General features: G+C 69.5%; 16 protein-coding genes. 8 read left to right on the top strand and 8 right to left on the bottom strand.

The window, feature by feature from the left end; all coding sequences use genetic code 11:
• Positions 1–82: 82 nt before the first annotated feature.
• The 3 genes from RBS12_RS04520 to RBS12_RS04530 are packed head-to-tail and all read right to left on the bottom strand — an operon-like array spanning position 83 to position 3,199.
• On the bottom strand, positions 83–1,363 hold the full coding sequence (locus tag RBS12_RS04520) for an acyl-CoA dehydrogenase family protein (RefSeq protein WP_307964870.1): 1,281 nt from the start codon (positions 1,361–1,363) through the stop codon (positions 83–85).
• Position 1,364: 1 nt separating this feature from the next.
• Positions 1,365–2,249 carry an amidohydrolase family protein gene (locus tag RBS12_RS04525; protein ID WP_307964871.1) on the bottom strand — a complete coding sequence of 295 codons (885 nt, stop codon included), beginning with the start codon at positions 2,247–2,249 and terminating at the stop codon, positions 1,365–1,367.
• A complete protein-coding gene (locus RBS12_RS04530) occupies positions 2,249–3,199 on the bottom strand; it encodes an SDR family NAD(P)-dependent oxidoreductase (RefSeq protein ID WP_307964872.1) in 951 nt (316 codons plus the stop codon). The genes RBS12_RS04525 and RBS12_RS04530 overlap by 1 nt, the downstream gene beginning before the upstream one ends.
• A 139-nt stretch (positions 3,200–3,338) precedes the next feature.
• Between RBS12_RS04530 and RBS12_RS04535 the strand changes: the two genes are divergently transcribed.
• Positions 3,339–3,794: a MarR family transcriptional regulator gene (locus RBS12_RS04535; protein WP_307964873.1), complete on the top strand. Its 456-nt coding sequence runs from the start codon at positions 3,339–3,341 to the stop codon at positions 3,792–3,794.
• Positions 3,795–3,892: 98 nt separating this feature from the next.
• On the opposite strand, the gene RBS12_RS04540 is transcribed toward RBS12_RS04535, so the two are convergent.
• Positions 3,893–4,480: a PadR family transcriptional regulator gene (locus RBS12_RS04540; protein WP_307964874.1), complete on the bottom strand. Its 588-nt coding sequence runs from the start codon at positions 4,478–4,480 to the stop codon at positions 3,893–3,895.
• Between the two features lie 125 nt (positions 4,481–4,605).
• On the opposite strand from RBS12_RS04540, the gene RBS12_RS04545 reads away from it, so the two are divergent.
• The 3 genes from RBS12_RS04545 to RBS12_RS04555 all read left to right on the top strand — a co-directional run bounded on the left by RBS12_RS04545 (position 4,606) and on the right by RBS12_RS04555 (position 8,012).
• Positions 4,606–5,718: an aromatic ring-hydroxylating dioxygenase subunit alpha gene (locus tag RBS12_RS04545; RefSeq protein WP_307964875.1), complete on the top strand. Its 1,113-nt coding sequence runs from the start codon at positions 4,606–4,608 to the stop codon at positions 5,716–5,718.
• Between the two features lie 3 nt (positions 5,719–5,721).
• Positions 5,722–6,720, top strand: a complete 999-nt coding sequence (locus tag RBS12_RS04550; RefSeq protein WP_307964876.1) for a PDR/VanB family oxidoreductase — start codon at positions 5,722–5,724, stop codon at positions 6,718–6,720.
• A gap of 80 nt (positions 6,721–6,800) precedes the next feature.
• Positions 6,801–8,012, top strand: coding sequence for a cobalamin-independent methionine synthase II family protein (locus RBS12_RS04555; protein WP_307964877.1), 1,212 nt, complete (start codon positions 6,801–6,803; stop codon positions 8,010–8,012).
• An 80-nt stretch (positions 8,013–8,092) separates the two neighbouring features.
• Here the strand turns inward: RBS12_RS04555 and RBS12_RS04560 are convergent, their stop codons facing one another.
• Together RBS12_RS04560 and RBS12_RS04565 are read right to left on the bottom strand one after the other, a co-directional pair.
• Positions 8,093–8,608, bottom strand: a complete 516-nt coding sequence (locus RBS12_RS04560) for an SRPBCC domain-containing protein (protein WP_307964878.1) — start codon at positions 8,606–8,608, stop codon at positions 8,093–8,095.
• A gap of 32 nt (positions 8,609–8,640) precedes the next feature.
• Positions 8,641–9,477, bottom strand: a complete 837-nt coding sequence (locus RBS12_RS04565) for an oxidoreductase (RefSeq protein ID WP_307964879.1) — start codon at positions 9,475–9,477, stop codon at positions 8,641–8,643.
• Between the two features lie 133 nt (positions 9,478–9,610).
• Between RBS12_RS04565 and RBS12_RS04570 the strand changes: the two genes are divergently transcribed.
• Both RBS12_RS04570 and RBS12_RS04575 read left to right on the top strand, forming a co-directional pair.
• Positions 9,611–10,825 carry an aminotransferase class I/II-fold pyridoxal phosphate-dependent enzyme gene (locus RBS12_RS04570; RefSeq protein ID WP_307964880.1) on the top strand — a complete coding sequence of 405 codons (1,215 nt, stop codon included), beginning with the start codon at positions 9,611–9,613 and terminating at the stop codon, positions 10,823–10,825.
• Between the two features lie 75 nt (positions 10,826–10,900).
• Positions 10,901–11,170, top strand: a complete 270-nt coding sequence (locus tag RBS12_RS04575; RefSeq protein ID WP_307964881.1) for a DUF1876 domain-containing protein — start codon at positions 10,901–10,903, stop codon at positions 11,168–11,170.
• Positions 11,171–11,176: 6 nt separating this feature from the next.
• Here the strand turns inward: RBS12_RS04575 and RBS12_RS04580 are convergent, their stop codons facing one another.
• A complete protein-coding gene (locus RBS12_RS04580; protein WP_307964882.1) occupies positions 11,177–11,575 on the bottom strand; it encodes an RNA-binding S4 domain-containing protein in 399 nt (132 codons plus the stop codon).
• A gap of 62 nt (positions 11,576–11,637) precedes the next feature.
• On the opposite strand from RBS12_RS04580, the gene RBS12_RS04585 reads away from it, so the two are divergent.
• Positions 11,638–11,784, top strand: a complete 147-nt coding sequence (locus RBS12_RS04585) for a hypothetical protein (RefSeq protein WP_307964883.1) — start codon at positions 11,638–11,640, stop codon at positions 11,782–11,784.
• Positions 11,785–11,856: 72 nt separating this feature from the next.
• Here the strand turns inward: RBS12_RS04585 and RBS12_RS04590 are convergent, their stop codons facing one another.
• A complete protein-coding gene (locus tag RBS12_RS04590; RefSeq protein ID WP_307964925.1) occupies positions 11,857–12,354 on the bottom strand; it encodes a uracil-DNA glycosylase in 498 nt (165 codons plus the stop codon).
• Positions 12,355–13,967: 1,613 nt separating this feature from the next.
• On the opposite strand from RBS12_RS04590, the gene RBS12_RS04595 reads away from it, so the two are divergent.
• A complete protein-coding gene (locus tag RBS12_RS04595) occupies positions 13,968–15,422 on the top strand; it encodes a DHA2 family efflux MFS transporter permease subunit (protein ID WP_307964884.1) in 1,455 nt (484 codons plus the stop codon).
• Positions 15,423–15,634: the final 212 nt, after the last annotated feature.

Consider the following 15,634-nt stretch of genomic DNA (forward strand, 5'->3'; position numbering starts at 1 on the left):
CGGTCTCTATCGACACAATTCACGGCATTTTTGAGCGATTTTCTGGGGCCTATGCGTCGCAGTTGTGTCGTTAGGCGCTGTTCTATCGGGCAAAAGCGCTGGTGCCCGTGAGGGCGCGGCCGACGATAAGGGCGTTGATCTCGTGCGTGCCCTCGTAGGAGTAGACGGCCTCGGCGTCCGCGTGGAAGCGGGCCACGTCGGTGTCGAGCGTGATGCCGTTGCCGCCCACGACCTCGCGGGCGAGGGCGACGGTCTCGCGCATCGCGAGGCACGTCTGCATCTTGGCGAGGGCCGAGTCCTGGTCGCGGCAAATGCCGTGTTCCTGCTGCTCGGTGAGCCGGACGACGAGCGAGAGGCTCGCCGTCACGTTGCCGAGCATGCGCGCGAGCTTCTCCTGGACGAGCTGGAACGAGCCGAGCTTGCGCCCGAACTGCTCGCGCTCCCGCACGTACTTGAGGGCCGCCTCGAACGCGCCGGCCTGGATCCCGGTGGCGATCCACGCGACGTCCGAGCGCATAGCCCTCAGCATCGCGGCGACGTCCTTGAACGAATTCACGTTGTGGAGCCGATCCGCCTCGGTGACGCGCACGCCGCTGAGCGTAATGTGTGCGTTCTGCATCATGCGCAGCGCGGTCTTGCGGTGGATCTTCTCCACCGTTACACCGGGCGCCGTCCGCGGCACGAGGAACGCCTTGACCTGGCCGTCGGCGACGTCGCGCGCGAAGACCGCCAGGACGTCGGCCGTGGCCGCGCCGCCGATCCAGCGCTTCGCGCCGTCGATGACCCACCCGTGGCCGTCGCGCCGCGCCGTCGTCGCGAGGCCGCCCGCGATGTCGGACCCGTGTTCGGGCTCGGTGAGGCTGAAGACCCCCTTGAGCGAGAAGTCGACGACGCGCGGCATCCACTCGCGCTGCTGCTCCGGCGAGGCGCCCACGCGGATCGCAGTGCGGAACAGGCCCGCCTGCGCCGTGTAGAACGTCGCGAGCGACGCGTCCGTGCGGGCCAGCTCGAAGATCCGGAAGCCCTGGTAGATCCCGCGAGCCGGCCTGTTCTTTCCGGCTTCGCCTCCGCCTCCGGCGGTGAGCTCTGCCGGCTCCATGAGGTCGAGGTCGATGAGCGGCTGCCGCAGCTGTTCGGGGAATTCGCCACGATCCCAGTACTCGCCGAGCAGCGGTCTGGCCTCGTCATCGAGGAACTTCCGGAGGCGCCCGAGGACCCGGCGCTCGTCGTCGGTCAGGAGGGCCTCGGCGTCGTACCAGTCGGCGACCTCGTAGAGCCGCCTGCCCTCGCCCCCGCTCCCGGAAGCCGGCCCGGAACCCGGTGCCGCGGCACCCACGGCGGGCTCCGCCGTCGTCGTGCTCATCTCACGCCCCCAGCCCGAGGAGGCGAACCGCGTTCCCCTTGAGGATCTTGGGGCGCACCTCGTCCTTGAGCGGCAGGTCGGCGAACGCGCCGAGCCACTTCTGCGGGGTGATGAGCGGGAAGTCGGTGCCGAAGAGGACCTTGTCCTGCAGGACCGAGTTCGAGGCCCTCACGAGCGACTCCGGGAAGTACTTCGGCGACCAGCCCGAGAGGTCGATGAAGACGTTCGCCTTGTGCGTCGCGATCGAGTTCGCCTCGTCCTGCCACGGCACCGACGGGTGCGCCATGATGACGGTCAGGCCCGGGAAGTCGGCGGCGACGTCGTCGAGCAGGAGCGGGTTCGAGTACCGCAGCTTGATCCCATAGCCGCCGGGCAGGCCCGCGCCCATGCCGTTCTGGCCGGTGTGGAAGATCGCCGGGAGGCCCAGCTCCTGGAGCGCCTCCCAGAGCGGGTAGAACTCCTCGCTGGACGGATCGAAGCCCTGCACGGACGGGTGGAACTTGAAGCCGCGCGCGCCGAGCTCGAGGGCCTGGTGCTTCGCGCGGGCGATCGCGTCCTCCCCCGTCCGCGGGTCCACGGAGCCGAACGGGATGAGGACGTCGTTGTGGCGGGCCGCGCCCTCGATGAGCTCCTCGATGCTGTTGGGCTCGTGGTGGAGCTGGGTCCGCGCGTCGACGGTGAAGACGACGGCGGCCATGTTCAGCTCGCGGTACGTGTCCGCGATCTTGTCGAGGCTCGGGGAGCGGTCCTCGGCCTTGAAGTACTTCGCGGAAGCCTCCGTGAGCGCCGCCGGGAGCGACGCGTGCCCGTGGCCGTCCACCTCGAGGTGGACGTGCATGTCGATCGCGTCGATCCTCTCGACGTCGATGCCGAGCTCGTAGCGCATCAGCGCGCCTCGGCGGGTGCTGCGCTCTGAGCCTGCGGCTGAAGGTCCGCCGGCAGCGGGAGGAACTCCTCGCCCACGCTCTGCAGGTGCCCGCCGATGACCTGCCCGCCCTGCTCCTGAAGCGCCTCGTAGGTCCAGCCGCCCTCGCGGTAGTCCGTCGTCGCCGGCTCGGGGTGAGTCCAGACCTGGAGGCGGTCGCCGCCCGCGCCGATAGCCTGACCGGTGATCCCGGCCGCCGCGTCGGAGGCGAGGTACGCGATGAGGCCCGCGACGTCGTCGGCCGTTCCGAAGCCGAGGTCGTGGCGGAAGAAGGCCGGCATGGCCTCGCCGCGTTCGTCCGCCTCGACGGCCTTGGCGAAGTACGGGATGGTCTTGGTCATGGCAGTCGCGGCGACGGGGATGACGGCGTTGACCGTCACGCCGGCCTTCTTCATCTCGAGCGCCCACGTGCGGACCATGCCCACGATCCCGGCCTTGGCCGCCGCGTAGTTGGTCTGGCCGAAGTTGCCGCGCTGGCCCGTAGGGGAGCCGATCGTGATGATGCGGCCGGCAACGTTGTTGGACTTGAAGTACGCGAACGCCTCGCGGACGCACGTGAACGTGCCGCGCAGGTGGACGTTGATGACGAGGTCGAAGTCCTCGTCCGTCATCTTCAGGAGGCTCTTGTCGCGGAGGATGCCCGCGTTCGTGACCAGGATGTCGAGGTGGCCGAACGCGGCGACCGCGCCGTCGACGAGCGCCTTCGCGGCCTCGCTCGTACCCACGGGGACGACGACGGCGGTGGCCTTCCCGCCGTCGGCCTCAATCTGGGCCACCGCGGCGGCCGCGGTCACCTCGTTGACGTCGTTGACGACGACGGCGGCACCCCGCCGCGCGAGCTCCCGGGCGTAGGCGAGGCCGAGGCCCTGTCCGCTTCCGGTGACGATCGCTACCTTGCCTGCCAGGCTCATGCCGTGCTCCCTTGCACTCGTGCTGCTCGTCCCGTTGGCGCCCGGCGTTCCGGACGTGAGACCCTTGTCACAGTCCATGAAAAGACCGATCGTTGAAAATGTCAATGAGTTATTTTTTGAACCTGTTGGAGGTGGGCCTGTGAGCGGTCACGACGAGGTGGTGATCCCGCGGCTCGCCGAGGGAGCCGTGGCCAACGACATCGGACTCCTGCTCGCGAAGCTGCGGGCAGCGGGGTCGGAATTCAACAACAAGGCCCTGGCCGAGTTCGGGCTGCGCGAGCGGTCGTATTCGGTGCTGCGCCTCGCGTGCAGCGGCCTCGAGCCGACCCAGCGCGAGCTCGCGGACTTCCTCGCGCTGGACCCGAGCCAGATCGTGGCCCTCGTGGACGATCTCGAGGGGCGCGGGCTCGTGTCCCGAGAGCAGGGGCGGACCGACCGGAGGCAGAAGATCGTGCTCGCGACGCCTGAGGGCGAGCGCCTCCACGCGACGGCTGAGACCGCGATGCGGGAATGTGAGGCTGAGCAGTTCTCAGCGCTCGCACCAGACGAGCTCACCTCACTGCGAACCCTCCTGCGAAAGGCCCTCTGGGGCTAGGCGTATAGGCCCGCCCTCACGTCGGGCGTCTCTGCGAGGGAGACGCCGAAGGACGGACGACGGCGGAAAGTCGCCTTCCGCCGTCGTCCCCCGCGAGCCTAGCCCCGCCTTTCGAGCCTCTCGACGAGTTCAAGCCCCTTCTCGGCCCACTCGATCTCTGTCTGGGCCCGCGCAATCATGCCCTCGTAGGCGAAGACCTTGTAGGCCGTGATCCGCTCGGCCTCCTCCTCGGATTTGCCCTCGAGCCGCTTGGCGAGGGTCGGATTGGAGTGATCGCGAAGAGTGCGGATCATGTCCTCCCAGTCTTCGACCCGAGCCGAGTGGTACGCGATGTGGGCGCGGAAGAAGTCGGCGGACGCCGTGGGGCTGGCCCATTCGAGGTACGCGGCGCGCAGCCGAACGGGATCGCGTTCGCGCTGGTACTCGGGCGGCGCATTGAGCCACGCCCGGAAGGACTCGACGCCTGCTTCCGTGATCGAATAGCGCTTCTTGGTGCCGCGCTTGCCCCACGGCACGGTCTCGCCACGGATCAGTCCGTCCTGTTCCATGCGGCGAAGCTCGGGGTAGATCTGCGAGTCCGGCGCGTGCCAGACGTAGCCGACCGAGGTCTGGAAGTTCTTGTAGACGTCATAGCCGGTCATGGGCTGCGACGTCAGCATCGCCAGGAGGGCGTTCCTGAGGCTCACCCGGCCACCCTATCCGTCTCTTGCAACTATCTATCTACATAGATAAAGTGTGTCTTGCCTCACCCTCTATCTATGGAGATAGGTAGTTGTTTGCCCGCCAATGGCGGCGGGCAGGAAGGATCGCCATGTCGCACCCGACCTCCACGACCAACAAGACCCTCGCCCACCCGCTCAACGCCTGGTATGTGGCGGGCTGGGACTACGAGCTCACCCGCAAACCCCTCGCCCGCACGATCGCCAACCGGCCCCTCGCGCTCTTCCGCACCGAGGATGGGCGGCCCGTCGCCCTCGCCGACGCGTGCTGGCACCGCCTCGCCCCCCTCTCGATGGGCAAGACCCTGGGTCGAGACGAGATCCAATGCCCGTACCACGGCATCACCTACAACTCCGCGGGCCGCTGCACGTCGATGCCGGCGCAGGAGACCATCAATCCCTCGGCCACGGTGCCCTCGTTCCCGATCGTCGACCGCTACCGGTTCGCATGGGTCTGGCTCGGCGACCCCGAGAAGGCCGACCCCGCGCTCATCCCGGACATGCACCAGATGAGCTCCCCCGAATGGGCGGGCGACGGCGAGACCATCTATGCCCCCTGCAACTACCAGCTCGTGCTCGACAACCTCATGGACCTCACGCACGAGGAGTTCGTCCACGCCTCCTCGATCGGGCAGGAGGAGCTGAGCGCCTCCGACTTCAAGGTCACCCACGACGATCGCACCGTGACGGTTGCCCGCTGGATGTTCGACATCGAGGCCCCGCCCTTCTGGCTCAAGAACATGCGCGACAAGTTCCCCGGCTTCGAGGGTCGGGTGGACCGCTGGCAGATCATCCACTTCGAGGCGCCGTCGACCATCAGGATCGACGTCGGCGTCGCCAAGGCCGGGACCGGAGCGGCCGACGGCGACCGCAGCCAAGGCGTCAACGGCTACGTCATGAACACCATCTCGCCCGAGACGGACAAGACGTGCCACTACTTCTGGGCGTTCATGCGCAACTACTGCCTCGACAGCCAGCTCATCACGACCCAGCTGCGAAACGGCGTGCACGGCGTGTTCGGCGAGGACGAGGCCATGCTCAAGGCACAGCAGGAGGCCATCGACGCGAACCCGGACTACGAGTTCTACAGCCTCAACATCGACGCGGGAGGCATGTGGGTCCGCCGGCTCATCGAGCGCATGCTCGAGGCCGAGGGCCGCCTCGCCGCGACCCAGGAGCCCCAGCCTGCTCGAGTCGGCGCCTGAGCCATGGCCGCCAATTCGAGCACGGTCTGGCAGCGCGGGCGCGTCGTCGAGCTCCGCGACGTCGCCCGGGACATCCGGCGCGTCGTCATCGAGCCGGAGTCGCCGGTCCGGGCCGCGCCCGGCACCCACGTCGACATCGCCGTCGTCGTCAATGGGGAGCAGGACGTGCGCTCCTATTCCGTCGTCGAATCGGACGACGACGGCACGCGCCTTGCGCTGTCCGTCTTCCGGACGCCGACATCGCGAGGAGGGTCGGTCTTCATGCACGGGCTGGGCGAGGGCGCAGAGGTCGAGCTCACCCAGCCGCTGCAGAACTTCCCGCTGCGCGTCGGCGCCGCCCGCTACATCATCCTCGCGGGAGGGATCGGGGTTACCGCCGTCCTCGGGATGGCCCGCGTCCTGGCCCGACTCGGGGCCGACTACCGGTTCGTCTACGCGGGGCGCAGCCGCGAGGCGATGGCGTACCTCGACGAGCTCATCGACGAGCACGGCGACCGGATCGAGGTCCACGTCGACGCCGAGGGTACGCCGCTCGACGTCCCGTCCTTGGTGGGTGGCCTCGGCCGAGACACCGAACTGTACATGTGCGGGCCGATCCGGCTCATGGACGCCGTGCGGCGCGCTTGGCAGGACTTCGGGCTCGATCTGCCGAACCTCCGCTACGAGACGTTCGGCAACAGCGGCTGGTTCGACCCGGAGGAGTTCGTCGTCCGGATTCCCCGCCTCGGCCTCGAAACCGTGGTCCCCAAGGACCGCTCCATGCTCGAGGCTCTCGAAGCGGCGGGGGCGGACCCGATGTTCGACTGCCGCAAGGGCGAATGCGGCCTGTGCGAGGTGGAGGTTCTGGAGCTGACCGGGGACATCGACCACCGCGACGTCTTCTACAGCCAACGCCAGCAGGAGGCGTCGGCCAAGATGTGCTGCTGCGTCTCCCGCGTTGTGACCCCGGCGGCTACCGGTAGTCGCGAACGGAAACCGGTCATCAGCATCGAGTTAAGCTGAGGCAAGACAGGGCCCCGAATTCTGTACGCCAGGGTTCGCTTGGGCATTCATCAGACCCGCGCACAAGAGAAAGTCGCCCCATGCAAAATACGGACTTCATCCAGACGACACACGCTGGCTCCCTCCCCCGCACCCCCGAACTCCTCGCCGCGAACGCGGCCCAGGCGGAGAACCCGGGCGACGCGGAGGCGTTCGAGTCGCTCCTCGCGGCGTCCGTGCAGGGCATCGTCGCGAAGCAGCGCGAGGCTGGCATCACCATGCCGAACGACGGCGAGTACGGCCACACGATGTCGAATTCCGTGGACTATGGGGCGTGGTGGAACTACTCGTTCTCGCGTCTGGGCGGGCTCACGCCGGGCGGCGTGGACCGGTGGCAGAACGCCGAGCAGGTCCGCTCCGAGCCCGGCAAGGTCCGGCTCACAAGCTTCACCGACCGCCGCGACCGGCAGCGCTTCAACGAGGCGTACAACGACCCGACGTCCGGAATCCTCACGGGCCGCAAGCCCGGCTCGCAGCCCACCGTGACCGGCCCGATCACGTACATCGGGCACGCGGCCGTGCAGCGCGACATCGACCACCTCAAGAAGGCGCTCGCCGAGAACGGCTTCGAGACCGGCTTCCTCCCGGCGCTCTCCCCCGGCTCCGCGTCCCGCCTCGCGAACGAGCACTACGCGAGCGACGAGGAGCTCGTCTACGCGTGCGCCGACGCGATGCGCGAGGAGTACACGGCGATCATCGACGCCGGCCTCACCGTCCAGATCGATGACCCCTCGATCGCCGAGAACTGGGACATGATCAACCCCGAGCCGAGCGTCGAGGACTACCTCGCGTTCACCCAGCTCCGCGTCGACGCGCTCAACTACGCGATCCGCGGCCTCCCCCAGGAGCAGATCCGGTTCCACCTGTGCTGGGGCTCGTGGCACGGCCCGCACACCACGGACCTCCCCTTCAAGGACCTCGCCCAGACGATGCTCTCGATCAACGCGGGCTCGTATTCGTTCGAGGCCGCCAACGTCCGCCACGAACACGAATGGAAGGTCTGGCGCGAGCTCACGCTGCCCGAGGAGAAGGCCGTGGTCCCGGGCGTCGTCTCCCACGCGACCAACGTCGTGGAGCACCCCGAGCTCGTCGCCGACCGGATCGAGCGCTTCGCCCAGATCCTCGGGCGCGAGCGCGTCATCGCGTCGACCGACTGCGGCCTCGGCGGCCGCATCCACCCGCAGATCGCCTGGGCCAAGCTCGAGTCGCTTTCCGAGGGCGCGCGTCTCGCCACCCAGCGGCTCTGGAGCTGAGGGCACCGATCCGCTAAGCCGCGCCAGCCTCAACGGGCATGGGGTGACCGCCACGGGCCGAACCCCACCTAAAGGGACGCCTAACCCTGCCCCGGGATCGGCGCGCCGAACGGGAGCCCCTCGCGCACGTAGGCGTCGTAGAGCGGCTGCCACGCGAGCGCGCCCGCGCTGTGAGGTCCGCCCGGCTCGCCGCCGCCGAGCTTGACCGCGAGTTCCGCGAGGCACACGTGCCACCCGGCCGCATTGCGGGCGGCGGCATTGCGGTCGCCGAGCCAGTTCCGCAGGGTGAGCTCGGCGTCGGCCTCGGAGCCTTCGACCCGGAACTCAAGCGAGTCCTCGCCCCACTCGAACGCCCAGCGCAGGGGCGGCTCCCATTCCGTGATGCGCTCGACGGCCGCCGGCAGATTGGGGTCGCCCGTGAGCGTCACGGTCCCGGCCCGGTGATCGATCACGACGGCGGAGGGGAACCATCCTGCGAAGCCCTCCGACGTGCTGACCGCCGCCCAGACGTCGGCCGCGGGCACGGGATAGGAGCGAACGAACGTGACCGACGCGCGGCCGTCCTCCTCGCTGTACTGTCCGTCGAGCTCTTCCATGGCGTTCCTTCCTCCCCGGAACCGCGGACTCCTCAGTGCCCGTAGACCGAGCCGACGATCGCGTCGAAGACCCGGTCGGGCAGCACCTTGCGCGCGGCGAGGATGAGGCCCGCGTTCCCGCCCACGGGGTATCGCGGGGCCGGATGCTTCGAGCGGACCGCGCGGACGACGGCGCGCGCCACCACCTCGGGCTCCGACGCGCGACCCGGGACGTAAGAGGCCTCGAGCACGTTCGCCACCTTTCGCGCGTTCGCCTCGTAGGCCGTGCCTTTCGAGGCGTCGACGAGCGAGTCCCGCGCGATCCCGCTCCATTCCGAGAGGATCGGGCCCGGCTCGATGAGCACGACCCGCACACCGAACGGCCGCAGCTCGATCCGCAGCGAGTCCGAGAGCCCCTCGACCGCGAACTTGGTCGCGTGGTACCACGAGCCGAGGGGCTCGTAGAACTTCCCGCCCATCGAGGAGACGTTGACGATCGTCCCTGCCCCGCGCGTGCGCATGCCCGGGAGCACGAGCTGGGTGAGGCGCGCGAGGCCGAAGACGTTGACCTCGAACTGCCGCCGCGCGTCGTCGATCGGGACGTCTTCGAGGGAGCCGTACGCGCCGTAGCCTGCGTTGTTGACGAGCACGTCGATGCGGCCGGCCTCCTCGGTGATGCGCCGGACGCCGTCGACCATGGACGCGTCCTCGGTGACGTCCATCGCGAGGACGCGCGCGCCGTCGTCCGCCAGGCCCTGCATGCGCTCAACGCGCCGGGCCGTCGCGCACACCGTGAAGCCCGCCGCCATGAGGGCGCGGACGGTGGCCGCGCCGATGCCGCTCGAGGCGCCGGTCACGAGCGCGACGTGCCGTGCAGTCGTCTCGGGCATGCTCCCACGGTACCCGAGGCGCCCAACCCCCGGAATTGTTGGATTGAGCCGAGTCAACGCGCCCCTCACCCTGTACATCCCGACAATTGGGGAGGCTGCGTGTGCGGAAGCCGCGTGTGGCAGGCTGAGGGCCATGAGTCTCTCAGCCTCGTCGCGCTCCCAGGTCCCGCCCTTCGCCGTCATGGACATCCTCGCGCGCGTCGACGAGCTCCGGGCCGCGGGGCGCGACATCGTGTCGCTCTGCGCGGGCGAGCCCTCGGGCGGAGCGCCGTCGGCCGTCTCGGCGAGCGCCGCCGAGCTCCACGCCTCGGGCCGCGCGCTTACTTACACGCCCGCCCTCGGCACGGCCGAGCTGAGGTCCGCGATCGCGGGCCACTACCGCCGCTGGTACGGGCTCGACGTCGACCCGGCCCGGGTCGCAGTGACGACCGGCTCCTCGGGCGCGTTCCTGCTCGGCTTCCTCGCGGCGTTCGAGGTCGGCGACCGCGTCGCGCTCGCGCGCCCCGGCTACCCCGCGTACCGGAACATCCTCGCGGCGCTCGGGTGCCGCGTCGTCGAGATCGACTGCGGGCCGGAGACCCGGTACCAGCCCACGCCCGAGCTCCTCGACGCGGCGGCCCGCGAGCACGGCCCGCTCGCGGGGCTCGTCCTCGCCTCGCCCGCGAACCCGACGGGCACGATGGTGAGCCGCGCCGAACTCTCGGACATCGCCGGCTGGTGTTCCGCGAACGGCGTGCGGCTCGTGAGCGACGAGATCTACCACGGCATCACCTATCCGGGAGCGCCGCTCGACGACCACAGCCCGCGCGGGGTCTGCGCGTGGGAGCTCGACCCTGAAGCAATTGTCATCTCCAGCTTCTCCAAATACTGGGGCATGACCGGGTGGCGGCTTGGATGGATGCTCCTCCCCGGCGAGCTCACGCCCGCCGTCGACGCCCTCGCCGGAAACGTCGCGCTCTGCCCGCCCGCGCCGTCGCAGCTCGCGGCGGTCGAAGCATTCTCCGCGGCCTCGTACTCCGAGGCGGACGCGTGGGTGGCGCAGTACGCCGAGACGAGGCGCACGCTGCTCGGAAGCCTCGACGCGCTCGGCTGGGGGCCGGCCGCGCCCGCCGACGGCGCGTTCTACCTCTACGCCGAACTCGGCGACCAGCTCGAGCGGTTCCGCGATTCGCGCGAATACTGCCGCGCGCTGCTTGAGGCCGAGGGCGTCGCCCTTGTGCCGGGCACGGATTTCGACGCGCGGGCCGGTCACCGCTCGGTGCGCCTGAGCTTCGCCGCGGGGCCAGCGGCGGTGGGCGCCGCCGTCGAACGCATCCAGCGGTTCCACGACGATTCCCGCCAAGGTTAGGCGACTCCGCTTCTGGCTCCCAGAGCATTCGACGCCCAGAATCGAAGCCATGGGCTCTCATTCGAGGAGGCGACCGTGAAGGCAGAAAAGGGCTGGTCGGTGAGCATCGCCATCGACGAACACGAAGGCCGGACGCGCGCCAAGGCGCAGCTGTTCGGGGACGGGAACTCGGAGATGGTTGGGGTCGGCCTGGCGAGGCTGAATCCAACCGACCTCGACGTCCCCGCCATCGGCGACGAACTGGCCGTGGCCCGCGCCCTGGCGGACCTGTCACACCAGCTCATCGACGCGACCGCGGCCGACATCGAGAACATCACGAAGATCCCTCCGCATCTCGAGGTCTAGCGCCGGCTACTCGTCGCGGTGGCCGCGCAGCTTCTCCATGTCCCGGCGGTCCTTCTTGGTGGGGCGCCCCGCGCCGCGATCCCGCTGCGGGAGGCCGAGGAAAGGCATTGGCGGGCGCTCGGGGGTGTGGTCTGTGTAGCAGCGCGACGCGGCCTCGGCGCCGACGCGCTTGGCGATCAGGACATGCACCTCGAGGATCCGCTCGAAGCCCGGCTGACGGACGCGGACCGTGTCGCCGGGAACAACGGTCTGGGACGCCTTGACCGGGTTCCCGTTGAGGCGTACGTGCCCCGCACGGCACGCCGTGGTCGCCGCCGAACGGGTCTTGTAGGCGCGCACAGCCCACAGCCACGCGTCGATCCGGACTGCCGAGTTGGAGGAAGCGGGGGCGTGCGAAGAAGCCATGGTGCCCAGAAGTCTAGCGGCGTATCGTCGGGGCATGGGGGGAACACCGGTTAGGAGCCGACATGCCTGACAAGCAGCCACACCAGGACCAGCACAAGAAGCCGTCCAAGTCGATCAAAGAGCAACGGGCCGAAAAGAAGGCCAAACGCGAGACCGTGCTCGGCGCGGATCCCGTCGCTCATCTGCGGAAGCCCCGCACCAACCGCTGACGCAGCGCCCACTGGCGGCACGCCCCGTCTCCGCATCCGCATCGGCGCGAGGCGGGGCGTCGCCGTGTCCGCCTACCCCCGCCGCAGCTGCAGACCAGCGCGCGCCATCGCGTCCGCGTACGACTTCCCCATCTCGATGAGCCACTCGGTCTGCCGCTCCTTCGAGCCCGCGAACGCGCGGCCGTGGAGCGAGCGCGCCTTGTAGACCTTGAGCCCGCGGCGCCAGATGAGCGGGTTGTCCGTCTTGAGGAGCATCTGCGCGAGGCGGTTCGCCTCGGGGCCGTGGGCCACGATGGCCGACGCGCGGGGCAGGAGCTTGAGCAGCGCGAGAAGAGGCTTGAGGCCGGCCTGGACCTGCTCGGGCGCGAGCTTGCCGTTCGCCTCACCCGGGGTGAACCACGGGTACACGTTCCACGGAAGCATCCACTCGGGGCGCAGGCCGAGCTGGAACTGAAGGCCGAGGAGGCGGGTCGCCGCGGCGTCATCGCCGGCCCACACGAAGCCGCGCGGATTCGCCTCGCCCGTGTTCGAGAAGAGGCTCAAGATGCGGCACTCCTCGACCGAGTGCATCGGGTCCACGTAGGGCACCTCGAAGCCGGGGCGGAGCCTGCGCAAGAACTCGACGTGCTCGTTGACGGGCGCGATGGAGGGCCCGAAGAGCGGATCCGCCGCGAGGGCGGGGTCAAGGACGACGACGGCGCTCGGCTCGGTCTGGCCGCTCGATTCGGCGTCACTCGGCTCGCGGTGGCCCCTCGGCTCGGCGGTGCGCTCCTCGGCGCGCTCGGCATCCTCATGCGGCTGGCCCTCGTAGGCGACCGCGTCGTCCCGCATGGGGCCGCCGGCCGTCGCGATCTGGGCGTCCGGCACGGAGGCGTCTGCCGTCGATTCCGCTGACTCAGACAGCGTCCCGCAGGGTTCGGCCGCAGGCTGGATCTCCGCACGCTGCTCGAGTCCGGCAAGCCGTGCCTCAGCGAGGCGCTCAGCGGCGGCCCGCGCCTCTGCCTCGGCCGCTGTCGAGCGCGCGAGCGCCGCTTGGGCGGCCTCTTCCGCGGCCGACGCCTCTGCCGCCGCGGCCTTCGCCGCCGCAGCCTTCGCGACCGCCTCGGTCACGGCCCGCTTCGCCGCGTTCGCCGCCGTCTCGGCCGCCACCCGGGCCCGGGACGCCGACTCGGCGAGGGCGACGAGCGCGGGATCTTGCACCGTCGCACGGCCCTCGGTGGCCTCCTCGGGATCAAGCTCGGCAGCTGCTTGGGCGCGCTGCTCGGCCGCCGCATCGGCGAAAGTCAGCTCATCGGGAGCCGACGCGGCAGGCGCAGCGACAGGATCCGACTTCGTGACGATGAGGCGGGTCGGCGAGGCGAGCGTCACCACGACGCCCGAGGCCGAGACGTGGCTCGTCCCGACCATCGTCGCCGTGCCGTCCTTCTCCTTGACGGATCCCCGCGACTCGGGCGTGGGCTCCGCGGCGCGCATCATCACGGGCGAGGCGGGCGCGGTCGTGTGCTTCGCCGTCGTACTTTTCGCCGCCGTGCTCTTGGTCTTGGCGCCCTTCGCCTTGGGTGCCTTGCGCTGGGTGGTCGAATCGTCGTCGTCGTCCTCGTCGTCGACGTCGTCGAAAAGCCCGGAGAAGAGGTCGTCGAGGTCGTCCCCTTCGTCGTAGTCGAGCTCGGGTCCCTGGCCGAAGCCCTCCTCGTACTTGGAATCGAGGTCGGACCGGTGGTCCTCGTCGTAGTCGTCGTAGGTGGAGCGCGAGGCCAAGACTGTCATGAGCTGCAGGTTCTCCTCGGTGTCGGCGCGGCCATCCGGAGGGCGCGCGCGAGCACGTCCCGGATGTGGGAGGTGGGGGATGGGTCCGGCCGCAACGACGGCCGAGCCTTAAGAGCTTAGCAAGCCCGAGTTAGCCGAAGGTTCACCGAGCCTGTGACTCTCACGACCACCGCCCGCTCCCTTCCGCCGCCCGTCCGCCGCCCGGAACGCGACACGCCGGAGCCTCACGACACGCCGGTTCCAGACTGATTGAGAAAATTCAATCGGATGCTGGCGCGCCCCGGAACATTCGGGCACACTGAGCTGTTGGACTGTTGTGTCGGAGGCCCAGAACCCGCTTGCCCGCACCTGTCCAGCACGATGACCAGTGTCCACCCCATCACTTTTCCGCGCCCGAACTCCCACAGGAGACTCCCGTGACGCCCGCGTCCACTCATCAGATTTCCGCCGAGAACCGCCTCATCATCACGGCCCTCGTGACGGCAACGTTCGTCGTGATCCTCAACGAGACGATCATGAACGTCGCGCTTCCGCGCCTCATGGCCGAGCTTCACATCGACGCGCCCACCGTGCAATGGCTCGCGACCGCCTTCATGCTCACGATGTCCGTCGTCATCCCGACGACCGGCTTCCTGCTTCAGCGGCTCTCGCGCCGCACGGTGTTCATCCTCGCGATGAGCCTCTTCAGCGCGGGCACACTGCTCGCGGCGCTCGCGCCCGGGTTCGAGGTACTCCTCCTCGCGCGCGTCGTCCAGGCGTGCGGGACCGCGATCATGCTCCCGCTGCTCATGACGTCAGTGCTCACCTTGGTCCCCATCGCGCGCCGCGGACAGGTCATGGGTACCGTCAGCATCGTCATCTCGGTCGCGCCCGCGATCGGGCCGACCCTCTCGGGGCTCATCCTCCAGTTCCTCTCATGGCGGTTCATGTTCCTGACGGTGCTGCCGATTGCGCTCGCGTCGCTCTTCTTCGGCGCGCGCAAGCTCGTCGGCGCCGCCGAGGGTGAGAAGCCAAGTCTCGACCTGCTCTCTGTCGTCCTCACGGTGCCGGCGTTCGGCGGCGTCGTGTACGGGCTGAGCCAGCTCGGCGGCCAGGGCCAGGGCGGCCTCGGCCCCGTTCTCCCGCTTGCGGTCGGCATCGTGTGCCTCGGGCTGTTCGTTGCGCGCCAGCTCATGCTGCAGCGCTCGGGCTCGCCGCTTCTTGACCTTCGGGCCTTCACCTACCCGATGTACACGATCGGGACAGCGCTCCTCGTCGTGGGCATGATCGCCCTGTTCGGCGTGATCATCCTCCTGCCGATCTATCTCCAGCAGGTTCGTGGCCTCGACACCCTCTCGACCGGGCTGCTGCTCCTTCCGGGCGGCCTCGTCATGGGGCTCCTCGCCCCGACGGTCGGGAAGTGGTTCGACCGCGTGGGCCCGCTCCCGCTCACCCTCACGGGGACCGGCTTCATCACGGCGGTCCTCTTCGTGCTCGCGTTCCTCACGGCGGACACTCCCGTGTGGCTCGTTCTCGCGCTGCACATCGCCATGTCCCTCGGCCTCGCGCTCCTCTTCACCCCCGCGTTCACGAGTGGCCTCAATCCGCTTCCTCCCCACCTGTACAGCCACGGCTCGGCCATTCTGAGCACGCTCCAGCAGGTCGCGGGCGCAGCCGGGACGGCCCTGCTCGTCGGGGTGATGGCGGCGCAATCGCACGCCGTCGCGGCTTCCGGGGCGACGGCGGTGGACGCTCAGATGAGCGGCTTCCGCGCGGCCTTCCTCATTGCGGCCTGCGTCGCGATCGCGTCGGTCGTGCTCGCGGCGTTCCTGCGGAATCGTCCGTCGGTCCCCGCGGAGGAGGGCGCTGAGCCCGCTGCCGCGATGCACTGAGACGCCGAGCCCGGGACGGCGGTTCCGCACTGTACGCGTACTGCGCGGAACCGCCCCCACCGTGTGCCTTCGTGTACGAGTTCGGCGCCTCAACCACGCCCGCCACGCAGGGGAGGCCCGAAAATCCGCGTCTCGCGTCGGCGCAGGTCCTTCAAACGCGGACACGACGGGACACGTTCCTTCCAGTACGCGTACTGTTCGGCACAACCCCT

The organism is Sinomonas sp. ASV322, from assembly GCF_030908245.1.
Classification (GTDB): Bacteria; Actinomycetota; Actinomycetes; order Actinomycetales; family Micrococcaceae; genus Sinomonas.

Excerpts from the sequence above, each read along its gene's own strand:
- RBS12_RS04520 (WP_307964870.1), bottom strand. The coding sequence starts at position 1,363 with ATGAGCACGACGACGGCGGAGCCCGCCGTGGGTGCCGCGGCACCGGGT.
- RBS12_RS04525 (WP_307964871.1), bottom strand. The coding sequence starts at position 2,249 with ATGCGCTACGAGCTCGGCATCGACGTCGAGAGGATCGACGCGATCGAC.
- RBS12_RS04530 (WP_307964872.1), bottom strand. The coding sequence starts at position 3,199 with ATGAGCCTGGCAGGCAAGGTAGCGATCGTCACCGGAAGCGGACAGGGC.
- RBS12_RS04545 (WP_307964875.1), top strand. The coding sequence starts at position 4,606 with ATGTCGCACCCGACCTCCACGACCAACAAGACCCTCGCCCACCCGCTC.
- RBS12_RS04550 (WP_307964876.1), top strand. The coding sequence starts at position 5,722 with ATGGCCGCCAATTCGAGCACGGTCTGGCAGCGCGGGCGCGTCGTCGAG.
- RBS12_RS04555 (WP_307964877.1), top strand. The coding sequence starts at position 6,801 with ATGCAAAATACGGACTTCATCCAGACGACACACGCTGGCTCCCTCCCC.
- RBS12_RS04560 (WP_307964878.1), bottom strand. The coding sequence starts at position 8,608 with ATGGAAGAGCTCGACGGACAGTACAGCGAGGAGGACGGCCGCGCGTCG.
- RBS12_RS04565 (WP_307964879.1), bottom strand. The coding sequence starts at position 9,477 with ATGCCCGAGACGACTGCACGGCACGTCGCGCTCGTGACCGGCGCCTCG.
- RBS12_RS04570 (WP_307964880.1), top strand. The coding sequence starts at position 9,611 with ATGAGTCTCTCAGCCTCGTCGCGCTCCCAGGTCCCGCCCTTCGCCGTC.
- RBS12_RS04580 (WP_307964882.1), bottom strand. The coding sequence starts at position 11,575 with ATGGCTTCTTCGCACGCCCCCGCTTCCTCCAACTCGGCAGTCCGGATC.
- RBS12_RS04585 (WP_307964883.1), top strand. The coding sequence starts at position 11,638 with ATGCCTGACAAGCAGCCACACCAGGACCAGCACAAGAAGCCGTCCAAG.
- RBS12_RS04590 (WP_307964925.1), bottom strand. The coding sequence starts at position 12,354 with ATGCACTCGGTCGAGGAGTGCCGCATCTTGAGCCTCTTCTCGAACACG.